Here is a 22,155-nt window from a genome sequence, read left to right on the forward strand (position 1 = left end):
CCCGTGATGGTCTGTGCAGCGGTGGTCGCGACCCTGGCCGGTTGCGCAGCCGAGCCGATGAAGCTGCAACAGGAACAGAGCTACGTGCTGGAGTGGATTGGCGAACGTCCGCTGATCGACTACAGCCACCTGACCCTGACGCTGGCCGAGGATGGCCGGGCGTATGGCAATGCCGGCTGCAACCACTGGTTTGCGCCGTATACGCTGGACGGCGAGAAACTCAGCTTTGGCCCGGTGGGCAGCACGCGCAAGCAGTGCGCGCCGGCGCTGATGGAGCAGGAAAAGCGCTTTCTGAAGGCGCTGGAGACCGTGCAACGCTGGGACATCTCGCCGATCGAGCAGGTGCGCTTCTGGCCCGAACAGGGCAAGCCGCTGCGCTTCTGGCCTGAGGAAGGCTGACAGCCCGCATCGCCTGCATCGCGGCCCAGGCCCGCCCCCACAGCGCTGTGGGAGCGGGCTTGACCCGCGATGGGCGCACCGCCGATCAGGCGCCCTTTAGCACCTTGATCTTCTCGGCCAGCCCCTCGGCCGTCTGCTCGCCCATCAACTGCTCACGCACCTTGCCCTTGTCGTCGATGATGTATGTCACCGGCAGCGCCTCGCTGCGCGGCAGGTCGTAGCGCTCGGCCGGGTCGTCGGCCAGCACGGTGAAGTCGATGCCCAGCGCCTGGCTGGCCTTTTTCAGCTCATCGCCGCGCAAGCCGTCGAAATTCACCCCCAGTACGGTGATCCCCTGCGCCTGCCAGTCCTTGGCGGCTGCGTTCAGTTCGGGGATCTCGGTGCGGCACGGCCCGCACCATTCAGCCCAGTAGTTGAGCACCACCCAGCGCCCTTCGATCTGCTCGGCTTTCACCGCATTGCCGTTCTGGTCGAGGCCGTAGTCCACACCGCATCCGCCGAGCAACAGGCTCGCGGTGATGGCCAGGGCTGCTGCCAATCGCCTTGTCATGGGTCAATCCTTCTTCAAGATTCAGGCAAAATGCCAATTCGCTGCGGTTAGAATAGCCGCCACCCCCTGCCGGATGCGACCCCGAACATGACCGAACTGACCCTGTATCACAACCCGCGCTGCTCCAAGTCCCGTGGCGCGCTGGAATTGCTCGAAGCCCGTGGCCTGACCCCGGAGGTGGTGCGCTACCTGGAAACCCCACCCGACGCCGCCACCCTCAAGGCCCTGCTCGGCAAGCTGGGCATCGGCGCGCGCCAGCTGCTGCGCAGTGGCGAAGACGAATACAAGACCCTGGGCCTGGCCGACCCGGCCCTGAGCGACGACCAGTTGATCGACGCCATGGCCCGGCACCCCAAGCTGATCGAACGCCCGATCCTGGTGGCGGGCAACAAGGCCGTGATTGGCCGGCCGCCCGAGAAGGTGCTGGAGATTCTGCCGTGAGCGCGCCCTATATCCTGATCCTGTTCTACAGCCGCCACGGCTCCACCAGCGAAATGGCCCGGCAGATTGCCCGTGGCGTCGAACTGGGTGGGCTGGAGGCGCGCCTGCGCACGGTGCCGGCGATTTCCACCGAGTGTGAAGCGGTGGCCCCCGACATCCCCGAGAACGGCGCGCTGTATGCCACCCTCGACGACCTGCGCCATTGCTCGGGCCTGGCCCTGGGCAGCCCGACGCGCTTCGGCAACATGGCCGCGCCGCTCAAGTATTTCATCGACGGCACCAGCAGCCTGTGGCTGAGTGGCGGGCTGGTGGGCAAGCCGGCGGCGGCGTTCACCTCCACGGCCAGCCTGCATGGCGGCCAGGAGTCGACCCTGCTGTCGATGCTGCTGCCGCTGATGCACCACGGCATGCTGATCATGGGGCTGCCCTACAGCGAATCGGCGTTGCTCGACACCCGGGGCGGCGGCACGCCGTATGGCGCCAGCCACCATGCCGGGGCCGATGGCAAGCGCGACCTGGACGCCGACGAGATCGCCCTGTGCCGTGCCCTGGGCCAGCGCCTGGCGAGCACTGCCAAACTGCTGGAGAACGGCCGTGGCTAAGAAGCCCAAGGTGCTGCCGCCGCTGGAGTGGCTGGAGCCACGTGTGCGCGCTACCCGGGTGCTGAGCCTGGTGGCGTTTTTCAGCCTGATGGCGTTGCTGACGGTGAACAACCTGTGGTTCGCCAACCTGCACGGCGCGCGCGTGGGGGTGATCCTGGCCATCGAGCTGGTGCCGTTGCTGCTGGTGCTGCCGGGCATGCTGATGGGCAGTGCACGGGCCCATGCGTGGACGTGCTTCGTGGTGAACCTGTACTTCATCAAGGGCGTGCTGGCCGCGTTCGACCCGGCGCGGGCGCTGCTGGGGTGGCTGGAAGTGGGGATCAGCCTGGTGCTGTTCGTGAGTGCGCTGCTGTTTGTGCGCTGGCGCTTTCAGTATGAGCGGCGGGTGGCGGGGGAAGGCGTCTGATAGGCGGCGCGCCTATCGCGGGTCAAGCCCGCTCCCACAGGATTACCACGGTCCTTGTGGGAGCGGGCTTGACCCGCGATTGCGACACCGTCGTTCTCAATGGTTGACGGTATACGCCAGCATCATCGACAACTGGCACATCGGCCGCCCGCTCTGGGCATGCCACTGGTTGAACGCCTGCTGCACGGTGGCCAGGTCGCGCTGGCTGGTCGGCTGCCGGTCGATCACATCCTGCGCCACCAGCGCCGCCACCACGTCATTGCTCGGCACGAAGGTGTCCTTGCCGACCATGCGCAGAAAACGCGGCGCCGACAGCCCGCCCATCTGGTTGCCCTGCTTGGCCAGGTACTTCCACAGGCCGACGATGTCGGTCACCGGCCAGTCGGCGATCAACGCACCGAAACTGCCCCTCTCCCTGGCCACGTCGAGCATGAACTGCGCATTGCGCGGCACGCTCTTGAGCTTGCCCAGGTGGCGGATGATGCGGGTGTCCTGCATCAGCCGCTCCAGGTGCTCGGCGCCCATCAGCACCACCTTCTCTGGGTCGAAGCCGAAGAACACCTGCTCGAACGCCGGCCACTTGGCGTCCACCAGGCTGTGCTTGAGCCCGGCGCGAAACACCCGCAGGGCCATGGTCGAGAGGTAGCGGTCGTCGCTGATCTGGCGCAGCTGCGCCGGGCTCAACGGCTCGGGCAGGTGCGCCTCGAGGGCCGCCGCCGAACCGAAGCGGTTCAGGCAGAATTCATGCAGCCACTGATAATCGCGCATGCCGGTCAGAGGTTCAGCACATCGACGAACCGCGGGGTGGCGGTTTCATCGATGCGCAGGTTGGTGAAGTCGAACAGGTTGCGGTCCGCCAGCTGCGACGGCACCACGTTCTGCAGGCCGCGGAAGATGCTCTCGGTGCGTCCCGGGGTCTTGCGCTCCCACTCCACCAGCATGTCCTTGACCACCTGGCGCTGCAGGTTTTCCTGCGAGCCGCACAGGTTGCACGGGATGATCGGGAATTGCTTCATGTCCGAGTAGGCCTGGATGTCCTTCTCGGCGCAGTAGGCCAGCGGACGGATCACCACGTTGCGACCGTCGTCGGCGCGCAGCTTGGGCGGCATGGCCTTGAGCGTGCCGTTGAAGAACATGTTGAGAAAGAAGGTCTCGACGATATCGTCGCGGTGATGCCCCAGGGCCATCTTGGTCGCACCGATCTCGTCGGCGAAGGTGTACAGCGTGCCGCGACGCAGGCGCGAGCACAGCGAGCAGGTGGTCTTGCCTTCCGGGATCAGTTCCTTGACCACCGAATAGGTGTCTTTCTCGACGATGTGGTACTCGATGCCCAGGGTCGCGAGGTAGGCCGGCAGGATGTGCTCGGGGAAGCCTGGCTGCTTCTGGTCCATGTTGACCGCGACGATGTCGAACTTGATCGGCGCCACTTTCTGCAGGTGCAGCAGAACATCGAGCATGGTGTAGCTGTCTTTGCCGCCCGACAGGCAGACCATGACCTTGTCGCCCTCTTCGATCATGTTGAAGTCGGCGACGGCTTCGCCGGCAAGGCGACGCAGGCGTTTTTGCAGTTTGTTCTGGTTGACCGAAAGGGTGCCCATGGCGATTGAATCCGCAAGGTGTGACAAAAGCGGCACATTTTACGCACAAACCTGACGCTCGCGTAGCCCATCCGATAAAGACTGCAAGGAAATGAAGCGCCGCGCTTACAGCGCAATTTGCTCTAAAAAAGCGGATTTGTGCAGCGAACCCCTTCCTATACTGCGTCATAAGGCCACAGCAAGCGTGACCTGATCCCGTCAGGCCCAGCCACTGGGCCGCGCAAGCGCTCCGCTGGGGGGCGATGGCAACAACGAGGGAGTGACTGGCATGATCCATCACGTTCTGGGGCTGTTCACCCATCCTGACCAGGAATGGAAAGAAATCCGTGGCGAAGACGAAACCATCAGCCACATGTACCTGACCCACACCTTGATACTGGCGGCGATACCCGCCGTTTCCGCGTTCATCGGCACCACCCAGGTGGGCTGGGTGATCGGCAACCGCGCACCGGTCATGCTCACCGTCGACAGTGCGATCTGGATGACCGTGATGTCCTACCTGGCCATGCTGGGCGGCGTCGCGGTGATGGGCGCCTTCATCCACTGGATGGCGCGCACCTACGACGCCACCCCGAGCATGGCCCAATGCATCGCGTTCGCCACCTACACCGCCACCCCGCTGTTCATCGGCGGCCTGGCGGCGCTGTACCCGCACCTGTGGCTGGGAATGATCGTCGGCACGGCAGCCATCTGCTACACGGTGTACCTGCTGTACGTGGGCCTGCCGACCTTCATGAACATCCCGTCCGACGAGGGCTTTCTGTTCTCGAGTTCGGTGCTGGCGGTGGGGCTGGTGGTGCTTGTCGCCATCATGGCCTTCACCGTGATCGTCTGGGGACTGGGCGTGGGGCCCGTCTATACCAGCTAGACAATACGCCAACCTAGGGGCTGTACCCATCAGGCCGCCGCAAGGCGGCTTGATGCTGTGCGGACCAGCGGTCTCGGCAGCGCCGCCCGGGTTGCGGCATAATTGCCGGCCAGGAGTGTCCAACCGATATGCCAGAGCTGCTCAATTCCCGCGTCGAAAGCTGTTACCAGCAAGCCGAAAGTTTTTTCAAGCGCCCCTTCCTGCGTCCCGAGGTGAGCTTCAAGCTGCGCGGGCAGAAGGCCGGTGTCGCGCACCTGCACGAAAACCTGCTGCGCTTCAACCTGCAGCTGTACCGCGAGAACAGTGAAGACTTCCTGCGCCAGACCGTGCCCCACGAAGTCGCGCACCTGGTGGCGCATCAACTGTTCGGCGACCGCATCCAGCCCCATGGCGAGGAGTGGCAGCTGATCATGCGCGGGGTGTACGAGCTGCCACCCAACCGCTGCCACAACTATGCAGTCAAGCGCCGCAGCGTGACCCGCTACATCTACAAGTGCCCATGTGCGGGCAGTGACTTTCCGTTCTCGGCGCAGCGCCACGGGCTGGTGCGCCAGGGGCGGCGGTATCTGTGCCGGCGGTGTCGGCAGACGCTGGTGTTCACCGGCGAGACGCGGGTGGAGTAGACGCTTCGCCGGCAAGCCAGCGCCCTGCGGGAGCCGACCTTGCGGCGAAGACGCCTGCACAGGCGCAAAAAAAAGCCCATCCGAAGATGGGCTTTTTGCGTTTGGCTAACCTCAGCCCTGGCGCACCGCACCTTCGGCGACACCCAGGTCGTCGGTAGGACGGGTGTCGACCAGCGGCGAACCACCCGAAGCCAGCTCGGCTTGCAGCTTGTCTTCGTCAAGCTCGTTGACCCACTTGGCCACCACCACGGTTGCCACCGCGTTGCCGATCAGGTTGGTCAGGGCGCGGGCTTCGGACATGAAGCGGTCGATACCCAGGATCAGCGCCAGGCCGGCAACCGGCAGGTGGCCGACCGCCGACAGGGTCGCGGCCAGCACGATGAAGCCGCTGCCGGTAACGCCTGCAGCACCCTTGGAGGCCACCAGCAGCACCAGCAGCAGGGTGATCTGGTGGGTGATGTCCATGGTGGTGTCGGTGGCCTGGGCGATGAACACCGCAGCCATGGTCAGGTAGATCGAGGTGCCGTCCAGGTTGAACGAGTAGCCGGTCGGGATCACCAGGCCAACCACCGATTTTTTCGCGCCCAGACGCTCCATCTTGGCCAGCATGCGCGGCAGGGCCGACTCGGACGACGAGGTGCCGAGCACGATCATCAGCTCTTCACGGATGTAGCGGATCAGCTTGAGTACGCTGAAGCCGTGGGCACGGGCGATACCGCCCAGAATCACCAGGATGAACAGCAGGCAGGTGATGTAGAAGCAGGCCATCAGGTAGCCCAGCTGCACCAGCGAACCCACGCCGTACTGGCCGATGGTGAAGGCCATGGCACCGAAGGCACCGATCGGGGCCAGCTTCATGATCATGTTGATGATGTTGAACATGACGTGGGCGAAGCGGTCGATCAGGTCCAGCAGCGGCTTGCCGTAGGCACCCAGGCGGTGCAGGGCGAAACCGAAGATCACCGAGAACATCAGCACCTGCAGGATGTCGCCGTTGGCGAAGGCACCGACCACGGTGTTGGGGATGATGTTGAGCAGGAAGCCGACGGTGGTCTGCTGCGCACCGGCGGCGGCATAGGCAGCCACGCTGCTGGCGTTGAGGGTGGTCACGTCGATGTGCATGCCGGCACCCGGCTTGACCACGTTGACCACGACCAGGCCGATGATCAGCGCGATGGTCGAGACGATTTCGAAGTAGAGCAGCGCGTAGCCGCCGGTCTTGCCGACCGATTTCATGCTCTGCATGCCGGCGATGCCGCTGACCACGGTGCAGAAGATGATGGGGGCGATGACCATCTTGATCAGTTTGACGAAACCGTCACCCAGCGGCTTGAGCGCCACACCGGTGTCGGGATAGAAGTGACCCAGCAAGATACCGATGGTGATGGCGATGATCACCTGGATATACAGCGATTTGTACAGCGGCTGACGCGTCGTCATGGCTATTTTCCTCAATGTGCCGGCCCATCCTTCCCAGGAGGCGATCGGCACCTAAAGCGCGAACCCTCCTGCATTGGAGGGATTTGTTGTGTCGAGCTGCGTGGCAATGCTCTGCGGAGTCAATAGCAAGGCTGATGCCAGGATGTGCCAAGGCGGTGCAAACACCCTGTTTCAGGGCATTTCGTGCACCGCAAGGCAGCAAGGCAGGACGCGCCAGTTGGCGGATTTCCGCCCGGCACTCAAAGAATAGACCCGATGATGGCGGTAATCCGCCCACTGGGCGGAATGTGGCAGGCGCTCAGTCGAGCGGAAAGCGGATACGGAAGGCAGCGCCGCCCAGGGGCGAATCGTCGAGAGTGAGGGTGGCGTCGTAGCTCTCGATGATGTCCTTGACCACCGCCAGGCCGATGCCCTGCCCCGGGTACTGGCGATCGAGGCGCTCGCCCCGCTGCAGGATACGCTCGCGCTGGTGCACCGGCACGCCCGGGCCGTCGTCCTCGACACACAGCTCCAGCGCCGTGTCGCTGACCCGCAGGCTGATGCGGATCTGCCCCAGGCACAGACGGTAGGCGTTTTCCAGCAGGTTGCCGAGCAGTTCGAGCAATGCGCCCTGCTCCATGGGTACCAGTGCCTGGTCGGGCACTGCATAGGTGATGTGCACCTGCTTGTCGCGGTAGACCTTGGCCAGGGTGCTGCACAGGCTGTCGAGCAGCGGGTGCAAGGCCACCTGGTGGCGCACCAGGCCGCTCTTGCGCAGGCTGGCGCGCTGCAACTGGTAGTCGATCTGCTGGCTCATGCGCTCGATCTGGCTCTGCAGCACCCGCGCCTGCTCGCGCTCGCCTTCGCGCTGGGCCATGCTTTCGCTGACCCCTTGCAGCACCGCCAGCGGGGTCTTGAGGCTGTGCGCCAGGTCATCCAGCGAGTCGCGGTAGCGCCCGCGCTGCTCGCGCTCGCTGCGCAGCAGGCGGTTGAGCGAGCCGGTCAGGCGCAACAGCTCGCGTGGGTGTTCGGCACTGAGGCCCTCGCGGGCGCCGGACTCCACGTCGTCCAGCTCCACGCTCATGCGCCGCAGCGAGCGCAGGCCCCAGGTCAGCCCGGCCCACAGCAGCAGCATCAGGGCCAGCAGCGCCGCGCCAAAGCCCAGGTAGAGCTTCTCTTGCAGGCCGTTGAGGGTTTGCTGGTACTCGCGCACCGGTTGCAGGGCAACGATGCTGAAGGCCGCGCTCTTGCCGCCCAGCAGCTTGACCTCCACGTCATAGACGAAGAACTCCTCGCCGTGGTCCTGGCGGATGCGCGCGAACTCGTTGCCGCGCCCGTCGTAGCGGGGTGTGTAGTTGATGTTCTCGTCGTTGGTGGCACGCGAACGCCACACCAGGTTGCCCTGGCGGTCGTAGATGTAGCCGAGCAGGCGGCTGTCGGGCAGGTTGAATTTCTCGTCCGGCAGCAGATCGGGCATCTGCAGCTTGCCGCCGTCTATGCGCGCCGCCGAGATCAGCGTGGTCACGTCCGAGGCCAGGCGCTGCTCGATGGACTCCTGCAGGGCCAGGCTGAAGGCCTTCTGCAGGGCCGGCAACAGGGCCAGCATGAACAGCAGCGCCAGCACCGCTGCGGCCAGCATCAGACGCAGGCGCAGCGAACGAATCACAGGCAGCGCTCGGTGAACAGGTAGCCCAGGCCACGTACCGTGTCGATGGGCTTGAAGCCGTTGTCGCCCTCGAGCTTGCGGCGCAGGCGGCCGATCAGCACTTCTATCACGTTGGGGTCACGCTCGCCGTCGTCGGGGTACAGCTGCTCCATCAGACGGTCCTTGGCCACCACCTGCTGGTGATGGCGCATCAGGTATTCGAGGATGCGGTATTCGTAGGCGGTCAATGCCAGGGGCTGGTCATCGAGCAGCGCCTGCTTGCGGTTGAGGTCCAGGCGCAGGGGGCCTGCGATGATGGTCGACTGGGTGAAGCCGCTGGAGCGGCGCAGCAGCGCATTCAGGCGCGCCTCCAGCTCTTCGAACTGGAACGGCTTGACCACGTAGTCGTCGGCACCGGCGGCCAGGCCTTCGACCTTGTCCTGCCAGTTGCCACGGGCGGTGAGAATCAGGATAGGAAATGTCTTGCCCTGACTGCGCAGTTGGCGGATCAGGTCCAGCCCGCTCATGCCCGGCAGGCCCAGGTCGACGATGGCCAGGTCGTGATTGAACTGTTCGGCCTGGTACAGCGCCTCCTCGGCATTGGCCACCGCTTCGACCACATGCCCGCTTTCGCTCAGACGGCTGAACAGGTGATGCCGCAACAGGGCTTCATCCTCGACCACCAGCAGTTTCATACGCTCCTCCATAACCAGGCCCGGCCTGCTTGGCCGGGCATCTCGCTACATAACGGCAGAATAACAGCGAACCGGCCAGAGTGAAGGCCGGTTCGGGTATTGCGCGGGGGTTCAGAACAGGTAGTTGGCCGACAGGTAGGTTTGCGCGCTGCTTTTCAGGCGCAGGGCACCGAGCTTGTCGCCGTCGTGCTCGGACAGTTCGGTGGTGGCGTTGCTGCGCAGGTAGCGGTAGCCCAGTTCGACCGAAGCATTGCTGCTGACCTGTTGCAGTACGCCAGCCTGCAGGCCGTAGGCGTAGCCGGTGTCGGTGTCGCGGCTGTAGCCGGAGGATTCCTGGCTGAGCTTGGTCACGCCCAGGCTCGCACCGCCGAATGCCTTGGTGCTGCTACCCAGCGGATAGAACACGTCGTAGCTGCCCAGCAGGTTTTCCTGGCGCATTTTCAGGCCGCTGTGGTTGTTGGAGACGTTGTCGTAGGTGAGGTAGTAGCGGCCCTGGTCGTTCTGCTGACCAATGCGCGCACCCCAGGTGCCGTCCTTGCTGATGATGCCGTCGGTGTTGAGGTGGTCGGTGTTGCTGCTGAGCAGGCCGGACTTCTTGATCTTGTCGCTGGTCTGGCCGTAGGTGAGGCCGGCGAAGGTGGTGTCGGCAGCCTGTACCAGGGAGCTGGCACCCAGCATGGTGATGGCGATCAGTACGGTATTGAGGCTTTTCATGAGTGTGTACTCCAGAGTGATGCGCGGTGTTTGTGTGGGAGCTAGAGTAAGCAGGGCGCCCTGAACCGCCGCTGAATGCTGGCTGAACCCCGGCTGAACGAGCGGGCATCAACGGAAAAAAGGAGACTGACCATGCGTTACCTGCTCGCACTTGCCCTGATCGGCGCCACTGGCCTGGCCCAGGCCGCGGTGCAAACCCGCCAGATCGACTACCAGGACGCCGACGGCAAGCGCCTGGTGGGCTACTACGCCTATGACGACGCCGTGAAGGGCGAACGTCCCGGGGTGGTGGTGGTGCACGAATGGTGGGGGCTGAACGACTATGCCAAGCGCCGTGCCCGCGACCTGGCCGGGCTGGGCTACAGCGCGCTGGCCATCGACATGTATGGCGACGGCAAGAACACCGAGCACCCGGCCGATGCGCAGGCGTTCATGGCGGCGGCCCTGAAAGACCCGAAGACGGCGGCAACACGCTTCGATGCCGGGGTCGAGTTGCTGAAGATCCAGCCGCAGACCAACCCCGACAAGATCGCCGCCATCGGCTACTGCTTCGGCGGCAAGGTGGTGCTGGACGCTGCGCGGCGCAGTGAGCCGCTGGCGGGGGTGGCGAGCTTTCACGGAGCGCTGGTGACGGCCACGCCGGCAACCAGCGGCAGTGTGAAGGCGCCGTTGCTGGTGGAGCATGGCGCCAGCGACAGCATGGTCACGCCCGAGCAGGTGGCTGCGTTCAGGAAGGAGATGGAGGCAGCGGGCGCCGACCTGAAGTTCGTGAGCATCCCGGGGGCCAAGCATGGCTTCACCAACCCGGATGCCGACCGCCTGAGCCACGGCGAGCACGGCGGGCCGGATATCGGCTATGACAAGGCCGCCGATGAAAGCTCGTGGGCAGACCTGCAGGTGTTCTTGAAGAAGGTGTTTGACTGAAGCCCGCCTGGCGGCAACGCTGGCTCCTGCGGCAAGCCGCGTGAACCTGCAGGCGCCAGCGTTGCTGGCGAAGGCTCGTGGGCCACGGCACAATAGCGCCCATGAATCGACTCCCGCACTGCTGCGCCCCGCTCCAGCACCACTGGCCCCTGCCCCACCCGGTCCCCGGTGCGGTGCTGGTCAGCTGCGCCTTCGACCCGGCCAACCTCGCCGCCGATGACTTCCGGCGCGCCGCCATCGAACCCACCCCCAGCCTGCAACGCTCGGTGGCCAAGCGCCAGGCCGAGTACCTGGCCGGCCGCGTGTGCGCCCGCGCCGCCCTGCAGCGCCTGGACGGGCGCGACTACCTGCCCGCCACCGGCGACGACCGCGCCCCCCTATGGCCGGCCGGCATCAGCGGCTCGATCACCCACGGCAAGGGCTGGGCGGCCGCCGTGGTGGCCCGCAGCAGCGACTGCCAGGGCCTGGGCCTGGACCAGGAAAACCTGCTGGAGACCGAACGCGCCGAACGCCTGATGGGCGAAATCCTCACTGCCGATGAGCTGCAGCGCATGGACCGCAGCCAGCTGAGCCTGACCACCACGCTGACCTTCTCCCTCAAGGAAAGCCTGTTCAAGGCGCTGTACCCCATCGTGCGCAAGCGCTTCTATTTCGAGCACGCCGAACTGCTGGAGTGGTCCGCCGATGGCCACGCCCGCCTGCGCCTGCTCACCGACCTGTCGCCGCTGTGGTGCCACGGCCGGGAAATCCAGGGGCAGTTCAGCCTGCAGGGCGATCAGCTGCTGAGCCTGGTCAGCGTGTAAGCCGCAGGCTTACAGCGGGCACTGCGCGCAGCGCCCTACCCACTCGACCTTGTAGCTCAGGCAACAGGTGCGCCTGACCCGCCGCCCGTCAGGGGTGTAGCGCACCGCGCCGTACAGCGGGTTGCCGGGCGTCTCCAGCAACCGCTGGACCTCGGGCCGCTCACCTGCAATCTGCTCCAGGCAGTCACCGGCATTGCCCCACAACACCGCCGCCGGCACGCTGCCCAGCACGACCAGTTGCTCGACGATGGCTGGCAGGTGCCGTTCCAGTACCGCCACCACACCGCCCACCGCCGCGGACGTCGACAGGTCGGTTGGCAGGCCGCGCCCATCCAGCGTCACCGCCAGCGCCTGAACCTGCAACGGGGCGCGCCCGACCAGGGCCGCACGCCACAGCACGGCGAAGTAGTACTTGGACCATTGCGACACCAGCACCGGCCGTTGCGCCGGCATCAGCTCGGGGCCGTACAGCCCCAGCAGCAGGGCATCGAAGGCGTCGGGGCGCAACAGCTCAGCGAGCCTCAAGGCCGTCCTCCTGCGCCTGCTCCGCGTCATGCGCGCGTGGCCAGCTCAGGCTGAAGCAGGCACCACCCAGGCGCTCGCTCTTGCCGATCAGGGCGCGCCCGGCATGCCAGTAGATGATCCGCCGCACGATCGACAAGCCCAGCCCGTGCCCGCCAGAGGCGCGGGTACGGCTGTCGTCCAGGCGGGTAAAGGGCGTGAAGATGCGCGACCAGGCGCTTTGCGGCACCCCCGGCCCATCGTCCTCGACGTCGATGCGACAGCGCTGGGCGCCCAGTTGATAGCTCAGGCTGACCTGCGACTCGGCGTGGCGCATCGCATTGCTCACCAGGTTCTGCAGGGCGCGGTGCAGGTAGCGCGGCTCGGCCTCGACCCACGCCCCCTGCTCGCCACCCTGGCAAGGCCCGCGCAGCACCCGCACCTCGCGGCGCAGCGGCGCCAGTTCGGCAATCACCTGGTCGAGCAAGGCGTCCAGGTCGATACGCTGGAAGTTCAGGGCCGGCGCCCCTTGCTCAAGGCGTGCGTAGGTGAGCATCTCGTCGACCAGTCGGTCGAGGTCCTGAATGTCGTTGTCCATGCCCAGCAGGTATTTCTCGCGGGCGTGCTCGCTGCTGGCGTTCTCGACCATCTCCAGGCCAAAGCGCAGGCGCGCCACCGGGGTGCGCAGCTCATGGGACACCGCCCGCACCAGTTCGCGCTGCATGTTCAGCGATTGCTGCAGGTGCCCGGCCATATGGTTGAACGCCGCGGCCAGGCGCCCCACCGAGTCGGCGTCGTCCGCTGCCACCCGCACGTCCAGGCTACCCTGGGCAATCTGTGTGGCCGCCGCCTCCAGGCCCGACAGACGCCGCTCCAGCTGGCGCACCAGCAGGTACACGATCAGGCCGATCAGGCACAGCCCCAGCGCCGCGATCACCAGCAGCATCTGCGGTGGATACGGGTTCATCTGATACAGCGGCCCGATCTCCAGCACCCAGGGCGTGGCCACCATGCCGGCGAACACGCGGATCGAGTTGCCGTCCTTGCCCAGCGCCATCACGGTGTCGCCTTCGTCGACGCGACGGCGCTGGTCGCCGTCCATGTCGGTCTGGTCGAGGCTGAGCAGGCGCAGGTCGAAGCCGAACCCCTTGCTCTGCTTGAGTTCGGCCAGGCGCTGCGGCTGCTCGCCCACCGGGTAGCGCACCAGTTCGTCGGCCAGCAGGTAGATGGTGGCGCGGGCCAGTTGCTCGCTGATCTGCTGCACCTCGCCGGTCAGCAACAGGTTCTGCCCGCGCACCTGGCGCAGCACTCGCGCCGCATGGGGGCCGGTGCGCTGCACCAGCACATGCCCGCGTTGCAGGCGGGTGCGCTGGCTACCGTCGAGGGCGGCCTGATCGATCGAGGTGAGGGCCAGCGGAATGCCCAGCAGGCGCCCCCATATCGCCAGCGCCCGGGTACGCTCCACATCGCTCATGGGGGCCAGGTTGTCGGCCATCAGGGTAAAGGTGCCGTGGGCCAGGCGCTCGCGGTACTGCTCGGCACGCACCTCGTTGAGCAGGTGCAGGCTGAGCGCGCCCAGCAACGCCACCAGCACCAGGGCGGCCAGCATGCCGCCGTAGATGCGCAGGAAGATCGAGTTCATTCAACCAGGCCCAGCGCCTGGGCAGCCTCGCCCACGAACAGGTAGCCTTTGCTGCGCACCGTCTTGATCATGCGCGGGTGGTCGGGGTCGTCGCCTATCTTGGGGCGGATGCGCGAGATGCGCACATCGATGGAGCGGTCCTGGCCGTCATAGCCCACCCCGCGCAGGGAGGTAAAGATCTCTTCGCGGGACAGGATGCGCCCCGCGTTGCTCACCAGCAGCCACAGCAGGTCGAACTCGGCAGCGGTCAGCTCGATGCCGTTGTCGCCGAGCCAGGCTTCGCGCAGGGTGTTGTCCACCCGCAGCGGGCCGAACTGCAGGCTCTGGCGCTCGCCCGTGGTGGCCGGCACCTCGGTGCGACGCAGCAAGGCGTTGATCCGCGCCAGCAACAGGCGCGGGCGCACCGGCTTGCACACGTAATCGTCGGCGCCCAGGTCCAGGCCCTGCACCTGGTCCAGGTCCTCGCTGCGCGCGGTGAGCATCAGGATGACCCCGTTGTACTGCGTGCGCACCTTGCGGCAGATGCTCAGGCCGTCCTCGCCGGGCAGCATCAGGTCGAGGATCACCAGGTCTGGCTGCTCGGCCACGATGCGCGCCGCCGCCTTCGCCCCATCGCCCTCCACCGCCACGTCGAAGCCATTGGCTTGCAGGTAGTCACGGGTCAGCTCGGCTAGACGCTCGTCATCCTCGACGATCAACACCTGACTGTTGGGCTGCTGCACGGATCACCTCGGCTGGGCTTTTTATTGTTGGAGTGAAGCCCTTCAATAAAGGGCAACATTGGCCCGCGATACTACCACTGCCGGGCGCCGGAAAAAGCCGCGCCAAAGTCGCTGGACAAGTGCGTTTTTTGTGATAGGGTTCGCGCCCTCAAAAATGCCCCTGCGACGCTTTGCCCGGGCAAAAAAAGAGTGACGAGCGGTGGAATGGCGGTGGGACGCGGCCTACAAGGCTTTGCCCATAATCACGCACAATCTACCCACACGTTATCCACAGGCCACTGCCTTGCAATACCCCCGATACCGCATTATCTTGTATCCCCAGCGCGACAAAACACTACATGTTGGGTTTTGAACAAAAATCCAAGCACAAGTGGAGCAGAGAACTCAAGCCTTCAGAGGCGCTTTTTTTGCTTGAACTTTGATTGAAATTCGCAGCCAAACCGCTCCTGCGGAAGGCGACCGGTGCAAGCCCGCGACGGGCCTTGTTTCGGGTACGGGTGTTGCAAGTGCAACCCCGTCAGCAACAGTTTTTGGGCCGTGGCCCAGAACCTTTGACTTCGGCCAGGGAGCGGCAAGCGATTGCCCCTTTTTTTCCTGATCTGTCCCGAAGTCGGTAGACCCTGCCCGGCCAGGCGCGCATGCGCCGGTGGGCAAGTTGGCGAGCTTTCGGACGGAACGGTAGGTGCCCAAAAGGCATCTGAACAAACATAGAGAACGTGGAGACACCCATGCAAACCGACACAACTCGCGAGAACCCGCAGGCGCTGGCGCCGCAGGCCGCTGATTCGAACCAGGATCTGGCTGCCACCGCCCCCGGCCAACTGCGCGTGATCAAGCGTAACGGCACTGTCGTCGCCTACACCGACGACAAGATCACCGTGGCCATCACCAAAGCGTTCCTCGCAGTTGAAGGCGGCACCGCTGCCGCCTCGTCGCGCATCCACGACACCGTCGCCCGCCTGACCGAGCAGGTCACCGCCACCTTCAAGCGTCGCATGCCTTCGGGCGGCACCATCCATATCGAAGAGATCCAGGACCAGGTCGAACTGGCCCTGATGCGCGCCGGCGAGCAGAAAGTCGCCCGTGACTACGTGATCTACCGTGACCAGCGTGCCAAGGAGCGTGCCACCCGCACTCCGGCCGACGCCTCGGTACAGCCGCACCCGAGCATCCGCATCAGCCTGGCCGACGGCAGCTTCGCGCCGCTGGACATGAACCGCCTGAACACCATCATCACCGAGGCCTGCGAAGGCCTGGCCGAAGTCGATGGCGAGCTGATCCAGCGCGAAACCCTGAAGAACCTGTACGACGGCGTGGCCATCAAGGACGTCAACACCGCCCTGGTGATGACCGCCCGTACCCTGGTAGAGCGCGAGCCGAACTACTCGTTCGTCACCGCCCGCCTGCTGATGGACACCCTGCGTGCCGAAGGCCTGAGCTTCCTCGAAGTGGCCGACAGCGCCACCCACCACGAAATGGCCGAGCTGTACGCCAAGGCGCTGCCTGCCTACGTAGCCAAGGGCGTGCAGTTCGAACTGCTCAACCCTGCCCTGGCCGACTTCGACCTGGAGCGTCTGGGCAAGGCGATCAACCACGAGCGCGACCAGCAGTTCACCTACCTGGGCCTGCAGACCCTCTACGACCGCTACTTCATCCACAAGGATGGCGTGCGCTTCGAGCTGCCACAGGTGTTCTTCATGCGCGTAGCCATGGGCCTGGCGCTGGAAGAGCAAGACAAGGAAGCCCGTGCGATCGAGTTCTACAACCTGTTGTCGTCGTTCGACTACATGGCCTCGACCCCGACCCTGTTCAACGCCGGCACCCTGCGTCCGCAGCTGTCGAGCTGCTACCTGACCACCGTGCCGGACGACCTGTCGGGCATCTACCACGCGATCCACGACAACGCCATGCTGTCGAAATTCGCCGGTGGCCTGGGCAACGACTGGACCCCTGTGCGTGCACTGGGCTCCTACATCAAGGGCACCAACGGCAAGTCCCAGGGCGTCGTGCCCTTCCTCAAGGTGGTCAACGACACCGCTGTTGCGGTCAACCAGGGCGGCAAACGCAAGGGCGCGGTCTGTGCCTACCTGGAAACCTGGCACCTGGATATCGAAGAATTCATCGAGCTGCGCAAGAACACCGGTGATGACCGTCGTCGTACCCACGACATGAACACCGCCAACTGGATCCCCGACCTGTTCATGAAGCGTGTCTTCGATGACGGCAAGTGGACCCTGTTCTCGCCAAGCGAAGTACCAGACCTGCACGACCTGACCGGCAAGGCCTTCGAAGAGCGCTACGAGTACTACGAAGCCCTGACCGAGTACAACAAGATCAAGGTGTTCAAGACCGTCCAGGCCAAAGACCTGTGGCGCAAGATGCTGTCGATGCTGTTCGAGACCGGCCACCCGTGGCTGACCTTCAAGGACCCGTGCAACCTGCGTTCGCCGCAGCAGCACGTGGGCGTGGTCCACAGCTCGAACCTGTGCACCGAGATCACCCTGAACACCAACAAGGACGAGATCGCGGTCTGCAACCTGGGCTCGATCAACCTGCCGAACCACATCGTCGACGGCAAGCTGGACACCGCCAAGCTGCAACGCACCGTGAACACTGCCGTGCGCATGCTCGACAACGTGATCGACATCAACTACTACTCCGTGCCGCAGGCGCGCAACTCGAACCTCAAGCACCGCCCTGTGGGCCTGGGCATCATGGGCTTCCAGGACGCACTGTACCTGCAGCACATCCCGTACGGTTCGGACGCTGCGGTCGAGTTCGCCGACAAGTCGATGGAAGCGGTCAGCTACTACGCGATCCAGGCCTCCTGCGACCTGGCCGATGAGCGTGGCGCCTACGAGACGTTCCAGGGTTCGCTGTGGTCCAAGGGCATCCTGCCGCTGGACTCGCAACAGATCCTGATCGAGCAACGTGGCCAGCAGTACATCGATGTCGACCTGAACGAGAGCCTGGACTGGGCACCGGTACGTGCCCGTGTGCAGAAAGGCATTCGCAACTCGAACATCATGGCCATCGCACCGACCGCGACCATCGCCAACATCACCGGCGTTTCGCAGTCGATCGAGCCGACCTACCAGAACCTGTACGTGAAATCGAACCTGTCGGGCGAGTTCACCGTGATCAACCCGTACCTGGTCCACGACCTGAAGGCCCGCGGCCTGTGGGACTCGGTCATGATCAACGACCTGAAGTACTACGATGGTTCGGTGCAGCAGATCGAGCGCATTCCGCAGGAGCTCAAGGACCTGTACGCCACCGCGTTCGAAGTCGAGACCAAATGGATCGTCGATGCAGCCAGCCGTCGCCAGAAGTGGATCGACCAGGCCCAGTCGCTGAACCTGTACATTGCCGGCGCTTCGGGCAAGAAGCTGGACGTGACCTACCGCATGGCCTGGTACCGTGGCCTGAAAACCACCTACTACCTCCGTGCCCTGGCCGCCACCAGCACCGAGAAGTCGACCATCAGCACCGGCAAGCTCAACGCCGTGTCCAGCGGTGGCGACAGCGCCCCGGTCCAGGCGGCAGCGCCAGCCGGCCCTGCCCCGGTGCCAAAAGCCTGCGCGATCGACGAGCCAGACTGCGAAGCCTGCCAGTAAGGCCTGAAGGCGCCGCTTGCAAGCGGCGCCTTGCGCCTACCCTGTAGGCGCTGGCCTTGCCAGCGAAGAGGTCGGCACAACCACCGGCCTCTATCGCCGAACACCCAGGTGCGGGTCACCCCGCCCTCCCCGAGGGGCTGCGCCCCCGGAAGCATTCCAAGATTTTGCGTGCACACCTTAACCGCGAGCAGCGCAACCCTAGATCCAACCGGCCATACTCTTTCATGGCCCTCAAGCAGGAGACCCATCATGCTGAGCTGGGACGAATTCGAAAACGAAGACGGCGAAGTCGCCGCCAAAGGTCAAACCGCCTCTCAGGTGGCTGAAGCGGGCATCGACAAGCTCGACAGCGCTGGCGGTGTGGCCGCGCAGGAAGCCCGTGCAGTGACCGCCGCCGACTCCGACGCGGTCAAGCGCGCCAAGGCCGCCCTGGACGATCTCGACATCGCCGAAGGCCTGGCCGAGCTGGAAGGCTCTGCTGCCCGTGTAGCGGTCGACGAGAAGCGCATGATCAACTGCCGCGCCGACCTCAACCAGCTGGTACCGTTCAAATACGACTGGGCCTGGCAGAAGTACCTGGATGGCTGTGCCAACCACTGGATGCCGCAAGAGGTCAACATGACCGCGGACATCGCCCTGTGGAAGACCCCCGAAGGCCTGACCGACGACGAGCGTCGCATCGTCATGCGCAACCTGGGCTTCTTCTCCACCGCCGACTCGCTGGTTGCCAACAACCTGGCACTGGCCGTGTACCGCTTGATCACCAACCCCGAGTGCCGCCAGTACATCCTGCGCCAGGCGTTCGAAGAGGCGATCCACACCCACGCGTACCAGTACTGCATCGAATCGCTGGGCATGGATGAAGGCGAGATCTTCAACATGTACCACGAGATCCCTTCGGTCGCGAAAAAGGCCGCCTGGGGCCTGCGCTACACCCGTGCCATCTCGGACCCGGAGTTCGACACCGGCACCGTCGAGACCGACAAGGAGCTGCTGCGCAACCTGATCGCCTACTACTGCGTACTCGAAGGCATCTTCTTCTACTGCGGCTTCACCCAGATCCTGTCGATGGGTCGTCGCAACAAGATGACCGGCGTTGCCGAGCAGTTCCAGTACATCCTGCGTGACGAGTCGATGCACCTGAACTTCGGTATCGACGTGATCAACCAGATCAAGATCGAAAACCCGCACCTGTGGGATGCCGAGATGAAGGAAGAGGCCTCGCAGATGATCCTGCAGGGTACTCAGCTGGAAATCGAATACGCACGCGACACCATGCCACGCGGCGTGCTGGGCATGAACGCGGCGATGATGGAGGACTACCTCAAGTTCATCGCCAACCGTCGCCTGTCGCAGATCGGCCTGAAGGAAGAGTACCCAGGTACCACCAACCCGTTCCCATGGATGAGCGAAATCATGGACTTGAAGAAAGAGAAGAACTTCTTCGAGACGCGGGTTATCGAGTATCAGACTGGCGGCGCGTTGAGCTGGGATTGATTTCCCGCGCGTGGATGCTGCAAAAAGAGGCTGCCGCAAGGCGGCCTTTTTTGTGCCTGGCTTTTTTCAGAGGTTTTCGCATGCTGTTGGTCGCTGCGCCTGCTGGCGTCTGTCAGCCAGGGTCACGCTGGAACCCGGTAGGAGCCAGCCTTGCTGGCGAAGAGGCCAGCAGACCTTGCGCACTACTACAGTTGATCCGGCAAAAACTGCGGCACCCTGGCCTTCAACAGTTCAACCAACTCCGGCGCCATGAACCCATAGTCGTCCGGGATGCCCAGGCAAACGATACGCTTGTCGCCCAGCACCGAGCGGAATCGCGCCGACAGTTTCTTGCGGTGCGCCTGTTCCATCACGATCACCAGGTCTGCCCACGCCAGCAACTCGTTGCCCACCGGCACGTCCGCATCATTGCCCACACCGGCAGAGGCCGTCTCCACCCCCGGCCAGTCGGCAAACACCTGTTCAGCCGTGGGGCTGCGCAAGCGGTTCTGAGTACACACGAACAGTACATGCAGTGTCATTGATTACCTGGAATTACAACAAGATTAGGGTTGGCAGACAGCCCATCGCGGGGCAAGCCCGCTCCCACAGGAGGGCGCAAACACTTTGTGGGAGCGGGCTTGACCCGCGATGGCGTCGGCAAATCAGAGGGTCGCGCGATGGCTACCCGCGCTGCGAATCGAAAAACCGATACAACGCCCGCAAACCGATCACGACGGCCTCGACCGAAGCCGCATGCTCCTGCGGCTGCAACGCCTCGACTTTTTCGATGTTCTCGTCCAGCCCATGCAGCGCAATCGCCTCCAGGTGCCGTACCTGTACCGGCGGCAGCGCCGGCCAGCGCGCTACCTGCACACCCCGCAAATAGCCGAAGCACCACTCCTCGACCACCACCTGCGGATCAGGCTCGGACTCGTCTTCGAGAAACAACGGCTCGAAGGCATCACACGCCTCACTGAGTTCGCCCGCCACGTTGTTCATGTAGCGCATCAACAACGCCGAAAACGCCTCGGCCTCGGCCGGCTTCTTGAACCGCGGCGCTCTGCCACCGGTCACTTCGGGCAGCCATTCGTTGGGCGTCAACAACACGGGCGAACTGGCCAGCGCCACCAGAAAGCCATCCAGCTCCGAGAGCGTGAGGATGGCTTCATCGTTACCGTACTTGAGCAGAAAACCATCAAGACGGGTCATTTCCTTATCGTTCAAAGGCTGTACAAAAGCTGTCATGGCATAGCCTCAAGGCGGGATCCTGCCGTAACACTACATCACCCCGCCCTTCAGCGCTTACCCGGCGCCCGTCAGCCACCCCACAAGTGGCAGGATCATCAGCGTGCAGGCAGCCATCGACAGCACGTTGCCAATGTACCCATGCAGATGGCTGGGCAGGCGCTGGCTGATTGCGACCGCCAATGGCGGTGCCATCACCGCGCCCAGGCCGGCACTGAGCACCACCACCTCCCACGTGCCACCCAATGTCAGCACCGCCGCCGGCACCACGGACACGATCGGGATGTAGGTCGGGTACCACCCCCGCTGTATCCATTGCCTGCGCCACAACAGCACGCCGATCAGCGACGCCAGCGCCTGCCCGCCCACCATCTCCAGCACCAGCTGGGAGCCGTAGGCCGGCCCGGCCGGCGACAGCAGGTAGGCCGCCAGCACGCCGAGCAACAAGCCCAGGCTGGCCAGCTCATTGCCGAAGAACGGCGCCTCGCTGAAGTCGGCCAGCACCCGTCGCAGCGTCCAGCCAACGCCGTGGTGCGGTGTCGCTCTCTCGACGACCGGTGCCGGTGGCGGCGCATCGACAGGCGGCGTCGAGCGCACCAGGCCTGCAAACCGCCGGCACAGCATGAACGCCAGCACGCTCGCCACGGCCATGCCGCCAACATTGCCGATCACCACCGGCAAGCCCAGTGGGTAGCACAGGTAGTTGACCAGCAGCAGGCTCGCTGGCGTCACCAGCAGTGCACCCAGCAACGCGCCATTGATCGCGACCTTCCAGCCGCCGCCGAACAGCAGCACCATCGCCGCCGGCAGCGAGACAAACGCGACGAAGGTGGGTTGCCAGGTGCTGGCGCTGAGCGTCCAGCCCCACAGCACATGGCTGAACACCAGCCCCAGCAGCGAACTGGTCACCAGCCAGGGCCACAACCCGGTGCCATAGCAGATCGCAAAGCCCTGCCATGCCCGGCCCGTGCGGTGTGCCCAATGGGCCAGCGCGGCGCCCAGCAGCAACCCGATCGCCGGCAGCTCATGCTTGTAGAACGCTACCTCGCTGATATCGCCGACGATCCAGCGCAACCGCGCCAGCGGCTCGTGCAGGTTGGCGACCATGTGCGCGTAGTCGGGCCATACCCCGACCCAGGATGCCGCACGCCCGCTGATGACCTCGATGAACACCCCGGTGCCCAGCGACACGCACACGCACATCAGCAGCAAAGGCAGAAAGCCTGCCTCCACCTTGTCGATTGACTTGTCCATGGCGACTC

Annotated in this window: 23 protein-coding genes; 10 read left to right on the forward strand and 13 right to left on the reverse strand. The window is 64.6% G+C overall.

Annotated features, from left to right (window positions below; all coding sequences use genetic code 11):
- Positions 1–6 precede the first annotated feature (6 nt).
- Complete coding sequence (locus tag B4I46_RS12230) at positions 7–399, forward strand: META domain-containing protein (protein ID WP_078479811.1); 393 nt, start codon at positions 7–9, stop codon at positions 397–399.
- An 85-nt stretch (positions 400–484) separates the two neighbouring features.
- Here B4I46_RS12230 and B4I46_RS12235 read toward each other — a convergent pair whose 3' ends face one another.
- The gene (locus B4I46_RS12235; protein ID WP_043862565.1) at positions 485–949 is read right to left on the reverse strand and encodes a TlpA disulfide reductase family protein; all 465 of its coding nucleotides are present in this window, start codon (positions 947–949) and stop codon (positions 485–487) included.
- 87 nt (positions 950–1,036) lie between these two features.
- Between B4I46_RS12235 and arsC the strand changes: the two genes are divergently transcribed.
- Genes arsC through B4I46_RS12250 form a run of 3 tightly spaced genes read left to right on the forward strand, consistent with a single transcriptional unit; the run spans position 1,037 to position 2,398 of the window.
- Complete coding sequence (arsC, locus tag B4I46_RS12240; protein ID WP_054914702.1) at positions 1,037–1,390, forward strand: arsenate reductase (glutaredoxin); 354 nt, start codon at positions 1,037–1,039, stop codon at positions 1,388–1,390.
- Positions 1,387–1,992, forward strand: a complete 606-nt coding sequence (gene wrbA / locus B4I46_RS12245; protein WP_043862567.1) for an NAD(P)H:quinone oxidoreductase — start codon at positions 1,387–1,389, stop codon at positions 1,990–1,992. Before arsC ends, wrbA begins: the two co-directional genes overlap by 4 nt.
- The gene (locus tag B4I46_RS12250) at positions 1,985–2,398 is read left to right on the forward strand and encodes a DUF2069 domain-containing protein (protein WP_043862568.1); all 414 of its coding nucleotides are present in this window, start codon (positions 1,985–1,987) and stop codon (positions 2,396–2,398) included. Before wrbA ends, B4I46_RS12250 begins: the two co-directional genes overlap by 8 nt.
- Positions 2,399–2,494: 96 nt before the next feature.
- Here the strand turns inward: B4I46_RS12250 and B4I46_RS12255 are convergent, their stop codons facing one another.
- Together B4I46_RS12255 and ttcA are read right to left on the reverse strand one after the other, a co-directional pair.
- The gene (locus B4I46_RS12255; RefSeq protein ID WP_286900402.1) at positions 2,495–3,166 is read right to left on the reverse strand and encodes a DNA-3-methyladenine glycosylase I; all 672 of its coding nucleotides are present in this window, start codon (positions 3,164–3,166) and stop codon (positions 2,495–2,497) included.
- A gap of 5 nt (positions 3,167–3,171) precedes the next feature.
- The gene (gene ttcA, locus B4I46_RS12260; protein WP_054914704.1) at positions 3,172–3,996 is read right to left on the reverse strand and encodes a tRNA 2-thiocytidine(32) synthetase TtcA; all 825 of its coding nucleotides are present in this window, start codon (positions 3,994–3,996) and stop codon (positions 3,172–3,174) included.
- Between the two features lie 268 nt (positions 3,997–4,264).
- Between ttcA and B4I46_RS12265 the strand changes: the two genes are divergently transcribed.
- Positions 4,265–4,864 (forward strand): Yip1 family protein, encoded by a 600-nt coding sequence (locus tag B4I46_RS12265; protein ID WP_043862571.1) that lies wholly within the window; start codon positions 4,265–4,267, stop codon positions 4,862–4,864.
- A 128-nt stretch (positions 4,865–4,992) separates the two neighbouring features.
- Entirely contained in the window at positions 4,993–5,487 is a 495-nt protein-coding gene (locus tag B4I46_RS12270; RefSeq protein ID WP_043862572.1) for a SprT family zinc-dependent metalloprotease, read from the forward strand.
- A 111-nt stretch (positions 5,488–5,598) separates the two neighbouring features.
- Here the strand turns inward: B4I46_RS12270 and B4I46_RS12275 are convergent, their stop codons facing one another.
- The 4 genes from B4I46_RS12275 to B4I46_RS12290 all read right to left on the reverse strand — a co-directional run bounded on the left by B4I46_RS12275 (position 5,599) and on the right by B4I46_RS12290 (position 9,960).
- A complete protein-coding gene (locus B4I46_RS12275; RefSeq protein WP_054914705.1) occupies positions 5,599–6,927 on the reverse strand; it encodes a dicarboxylate/amino acid:cation symporter in 1,329 nt (442 codons plus the stop codon).
- Positions 6,928–7,225: 298 nt separating this feature from the next.
- Positions 7,226–8,572 (reverse strand): ATP-binding protein, encoded by a 1,347-nt coding sequence (locus tag B4I46_RS12280; protein WP_043862574.1) that lies wholly within the window; start codon positions 8,570–8,572, stop codon positions 7,226–7,228.
- Positions 8,569–9,246 carry a response regulator gene (locus B4I46_RS12285; RefSeq protein WP_043862575.1) on the reverse strand — a complete coding sequence of 226 codons (678 nt, stop codon included), beginning with the start codon at positions 9,244–9,246 and terminating at the stop codon, positions 8,569–8,571. Before B4I46_RS12285 ends, B4I46_RS12280 begins: the two co-directional genes overlap by 4 nt.
- A gap of 111 nt (positions 9,247–9,357) precedes the next feature.
- Positions 9,358–9,960, reverse strand: coding sequence for a membrane protein (locus tag B4I46_RS12290; protein WP_043862576.1), 603 nt, complete (start codon positions 9,958–9,960; stop codon positions 9,358–9,360).
- A 132-nt stretch (positions 9,961–10,092) separates the two neighbouring features.
- Between B4I46_RS12290 and B4I46_RS12295 the strand changes: the two genes are divergently transcribed.
- Entirely contained in the window at positions 10,093–10,884 is a 792-nt protein-coding gene (locus tag B4I46_RS12295) for a dienelactone hydrolase family protein (RefSeq protein WP_058540996.1), read from the forward strand.
- Positions 10,885–10,985: 101 nt separating this feature from the next.
- Complete coding sequence (locus B4I46_RS12300; protein WP_043862578.1) at positions 10,986–11,687, forward strand: 4'-phosphopantetheinyl transferase family protein; 702 nt, start codon at positions 10,986–10,988, stop codon at positions 11,685–11,687.
- Positions 11,688–11,696: 9 nt separating this feature from the next.
- On the opposite strand, the gene B4I46_RS12305 is transcribed toward B4I46_RS12300, so the two are convergent.
- The 3 genes from B4I46_RS12305 to B4I46_RS12315 are packed head-to-tail and all read right to left on the reverse strand — an operon-like array spanning position 11,697 to position 14,552.
- On the reverse strand, positions 11,697–12,212 hold the full coding sequence (locus B4I46_RS12305) for a (2Fe-2S)-binding protein (RefSeq protein ID WP_286900408.1): 516 nt from the start codon (positions 12,210–12,212) through the stop codon (positions 11,697–11,699).
- Entirely contained in the window at positions 12,199–13,830 is a 1,632-nt protein-coding gene (locus B4I46_RS12310; RefSeq protein ID WP_196933217.1) for an ATP-binding protein, read from the reverse strand. Before B4I46_RS12310 ends, B4I46_RS12305 begins: the two co-directional genes overlap by 14 nt.
- On the reverse strand, positions 13,827–14,552 hold the full coding sequence (locus B4I46_RS12315; RefSeq protein ID WP_054914711.1) for a response regulator transcription factor: 726 nt from the start codon (positions 14,550–14,552) through the stop codon (positions 13,827–13,829). Before B4I46_RS12315 ends, B4I46_RS12310 begins: the two co-directional genes overlap by 4 nt.
- Before the next feature lie 728 nt (positions 14,553–15,280).
- Here B4I46_RS12315 and B4I46_RS12320 point away from each other — a divergent pair.
- Entirely contained in the window at positions 15,281–18,169 is a 2,889-nt protein-coding gene (locus tag B4I46_RS12320) for a ribonucleoside-diphosphate reductase subunit alpha (protein WP_213606153.1), read from the forward strand.
- 249 nt (positions 18,170–18,418) lie between these two features.
- Positions 18,419–19,666: a ribonucleotide-diphosphate reductase subunit beta gene (locus tag B4I46_RS12325; protein ID WP_043862583.1), complete on the forward strand. Its 1,248-nt coding sequence runs from the start codon at positions 18,419–18,421 to the stop codon at positions 19,664–19,666.
- A 185-nt stretch (positions 19,667–19,851) separates the two neighbouring features.
- Here the strand turns inward: B4I46_RS12325 and B4I46_RS12330 are convergent, their stop codons facing one another.
- The 3 genes from B4I46_RS12330 to B4I46_RS12340 all read right to left on the reverse strand — a co-directional run bounded on the left by B4I46_RS12330 (position 19,852) and on the right by B4I46_RS12340 (position 22,147).
- Positions 19,852–20,187 (reverse strand): low molecular weight protein tyrosine phosphatase family protein, encoded by a 336-nt coding sequence (locus B4I46_RS12330; protein WP_043862584.1) that lies wholly within the window; start codon positions 20,185–20,187, stop codon positions 19,852–19,854.
- Between the two features lie 142 nt (positions 20,188–20,329).
- The gene (locus tag B4I46_RS12335; RefSeq protein WP_116052140.1) at positions 20,330–20,893 is read right to left on the reverse strand and encodes a UPF0149 family protein; all 564 of its coding nucleotides are present in this window, start codon (positions 20,891–20,893) and stop codon (positions 20,330–20,332) included.
- 57 nt (positions 20,894–20,950) lie between these two features.
- Positions 20,951–22,147, reverse strand: coding sequence for a hypothetical protein (locus B4I46_RS12340; protein ID WP_210015163.1), 1,197 nt, complete (start codon positions 22,145–22,147; stop codon positions 20,951–20,953).
- Positions 22,148–22,155 lie beyond the last annotated feature (8 nt).

This window comes from Pseudomonas sp. UBA7500 (assembly GCF_002478435.1).
Classification (GTDB): Bacteria; Pseudomonadota; Gammaproteobacteria; order Pseudomonadales; family Pseudomonadaceae; genus Aquipseudomonas; species Aquipseudomonas palmensis.

What these genes read in the sequence shown, in the direction of transcription:
- ttcA (WP_054914704.1), bottom strand. Translation starts at nt 3,996, where the DNA reads ATGGGCACCCTTTCGGTCAACCAGAACAAACTGCAAAAACGCCTGCGT.
- B4I46_RS12275 (WP_054914705.1), bottom strand. Translation starts at nt 6,927, where the DNA reads ATGACGACGCGTCAGCCGCTGTACAAATCGCTGTATATCCAGGTGATC.
- B4I46_RS12255 (WP_286900402.1), bottom strand. Translation starts at nt 3,166, where the DNA reads ATGCGCGATTATCAGTGGCTGCATGAATTCTGCCTGAACCGCTTCGGT.
- arsC (WP_054914702.1), top strand. Translation starts at nt 1,037, where the DNA reads ATGACCGAACTGACCCTGTATCACAACCCGCGCTGCTCCAAGTCCCGT.
- B4I46_RS12330 (WP_043862584.1), bottom strand. Translation starts at nt 20,187, where the DNA reads ATGACACTGCATGTACTGTTCGTGTGTACTCAGAACCGCTTGCGCAGC.
- B4I46_RS12295 (WP_058540996.1), top strand. Translation starts at nt 10,093, where the DNA reads ATGCGTTACCTGCTCGCACTTGCCCTGATCGGCGCCACTGGCCTGGCC.
- B4I46_RS12290 (WP_043862576.1), bottom strand. Translation starts at nt 9,960, where the DNA reads ATGAAAAGCCTCAATACCGTACTGATCGCCATCACCATGCTGGGTGCC.
- B4I46_RS12310 (WP_196933217.1), bottom strand. Translation starts at nt 13,830, where the DNA reads ATGAACTCGATCTTCCTGCGCATCTACGGCGGCATGCTGGCCGCCCTG.
- B4I46_RS12320 (WP_213606153.1), top strand. Translation starts at nt 15,281, where the DNA reads ATGCAAACCGACACAACTCGCGAGAACCCGCAGGCGCTGGCGCCGCAG.
- B4I46_RS12235 (WP_043862565.1), bottom strand. Translation starts at nt 949, where the DNA reads ATGACAAGGCGATTGGCAGCAGCCCTGGCCATCACCGCGAGCCTGTTG.
- B4I46_RS12335 (WP_116052140.1), bottom strand. Translation starts at nt 20,893, where the DNA reads ATGACAGCTTTTGTACAGCCTTTGAACGATAAGGAAATGACCCGTCTT.
- B4I46_RS12325 (WP_043862583.1), top strand. Translation starts at nt 18,419, where the DNA reads ATGCTGAGCTGGGACGAATTCGAAAACGAAGACGGCGAAGTCGCCGCC.
- B4I46_RS12300 (WP_043862578.1), top strand. Translation starts at nt 10,986, where the DNA reads ATGAATCGACTCCCGCACTGCTGCGCCCCGCTCCAGCACCACTGGCCC.
- B4I46_RS12285 (WP_043862575.1), bottom strand. Translation starts at nt 9,246, where the DNA reads ATGAAACTGCTGGTGGTCGAGGATGAAGCCCTGTTGCGGCATCACCTG.
- B4I46_RS12270 (WP_043862572.1), top strand. Translation starts at nt 4,993, where the DNA reads ATGCCAGAGCTGCTCAATTCCCGCGTCGAAAGCTGTTACCAGCAAGCC.
- B4I46_RS12265 (WP_043862571.1), top strand. Translation starts at nt 4,265, where the DNA reads ATGATCCATCACGTTCTGGGGCTGTTCACCCATCCTGACCAGGAATGG.
- B4I46_RS12340 (WP_210015163.1), bottom strand. Translation starts at nt 22,147, where the DNA reads ATGGACAAGTCAATCGACAAGGTGGAGGCAGGCTTTCTGCCTTTGCTG.
- B4I46_RS12230 (WP_078479811.1), top strand. Translation starts at nt 7, where the DNA reads ATGGTCTGTGCAGCGGTGGTCGCGACCCTGGCCGGTTGCGCAGCCGAG.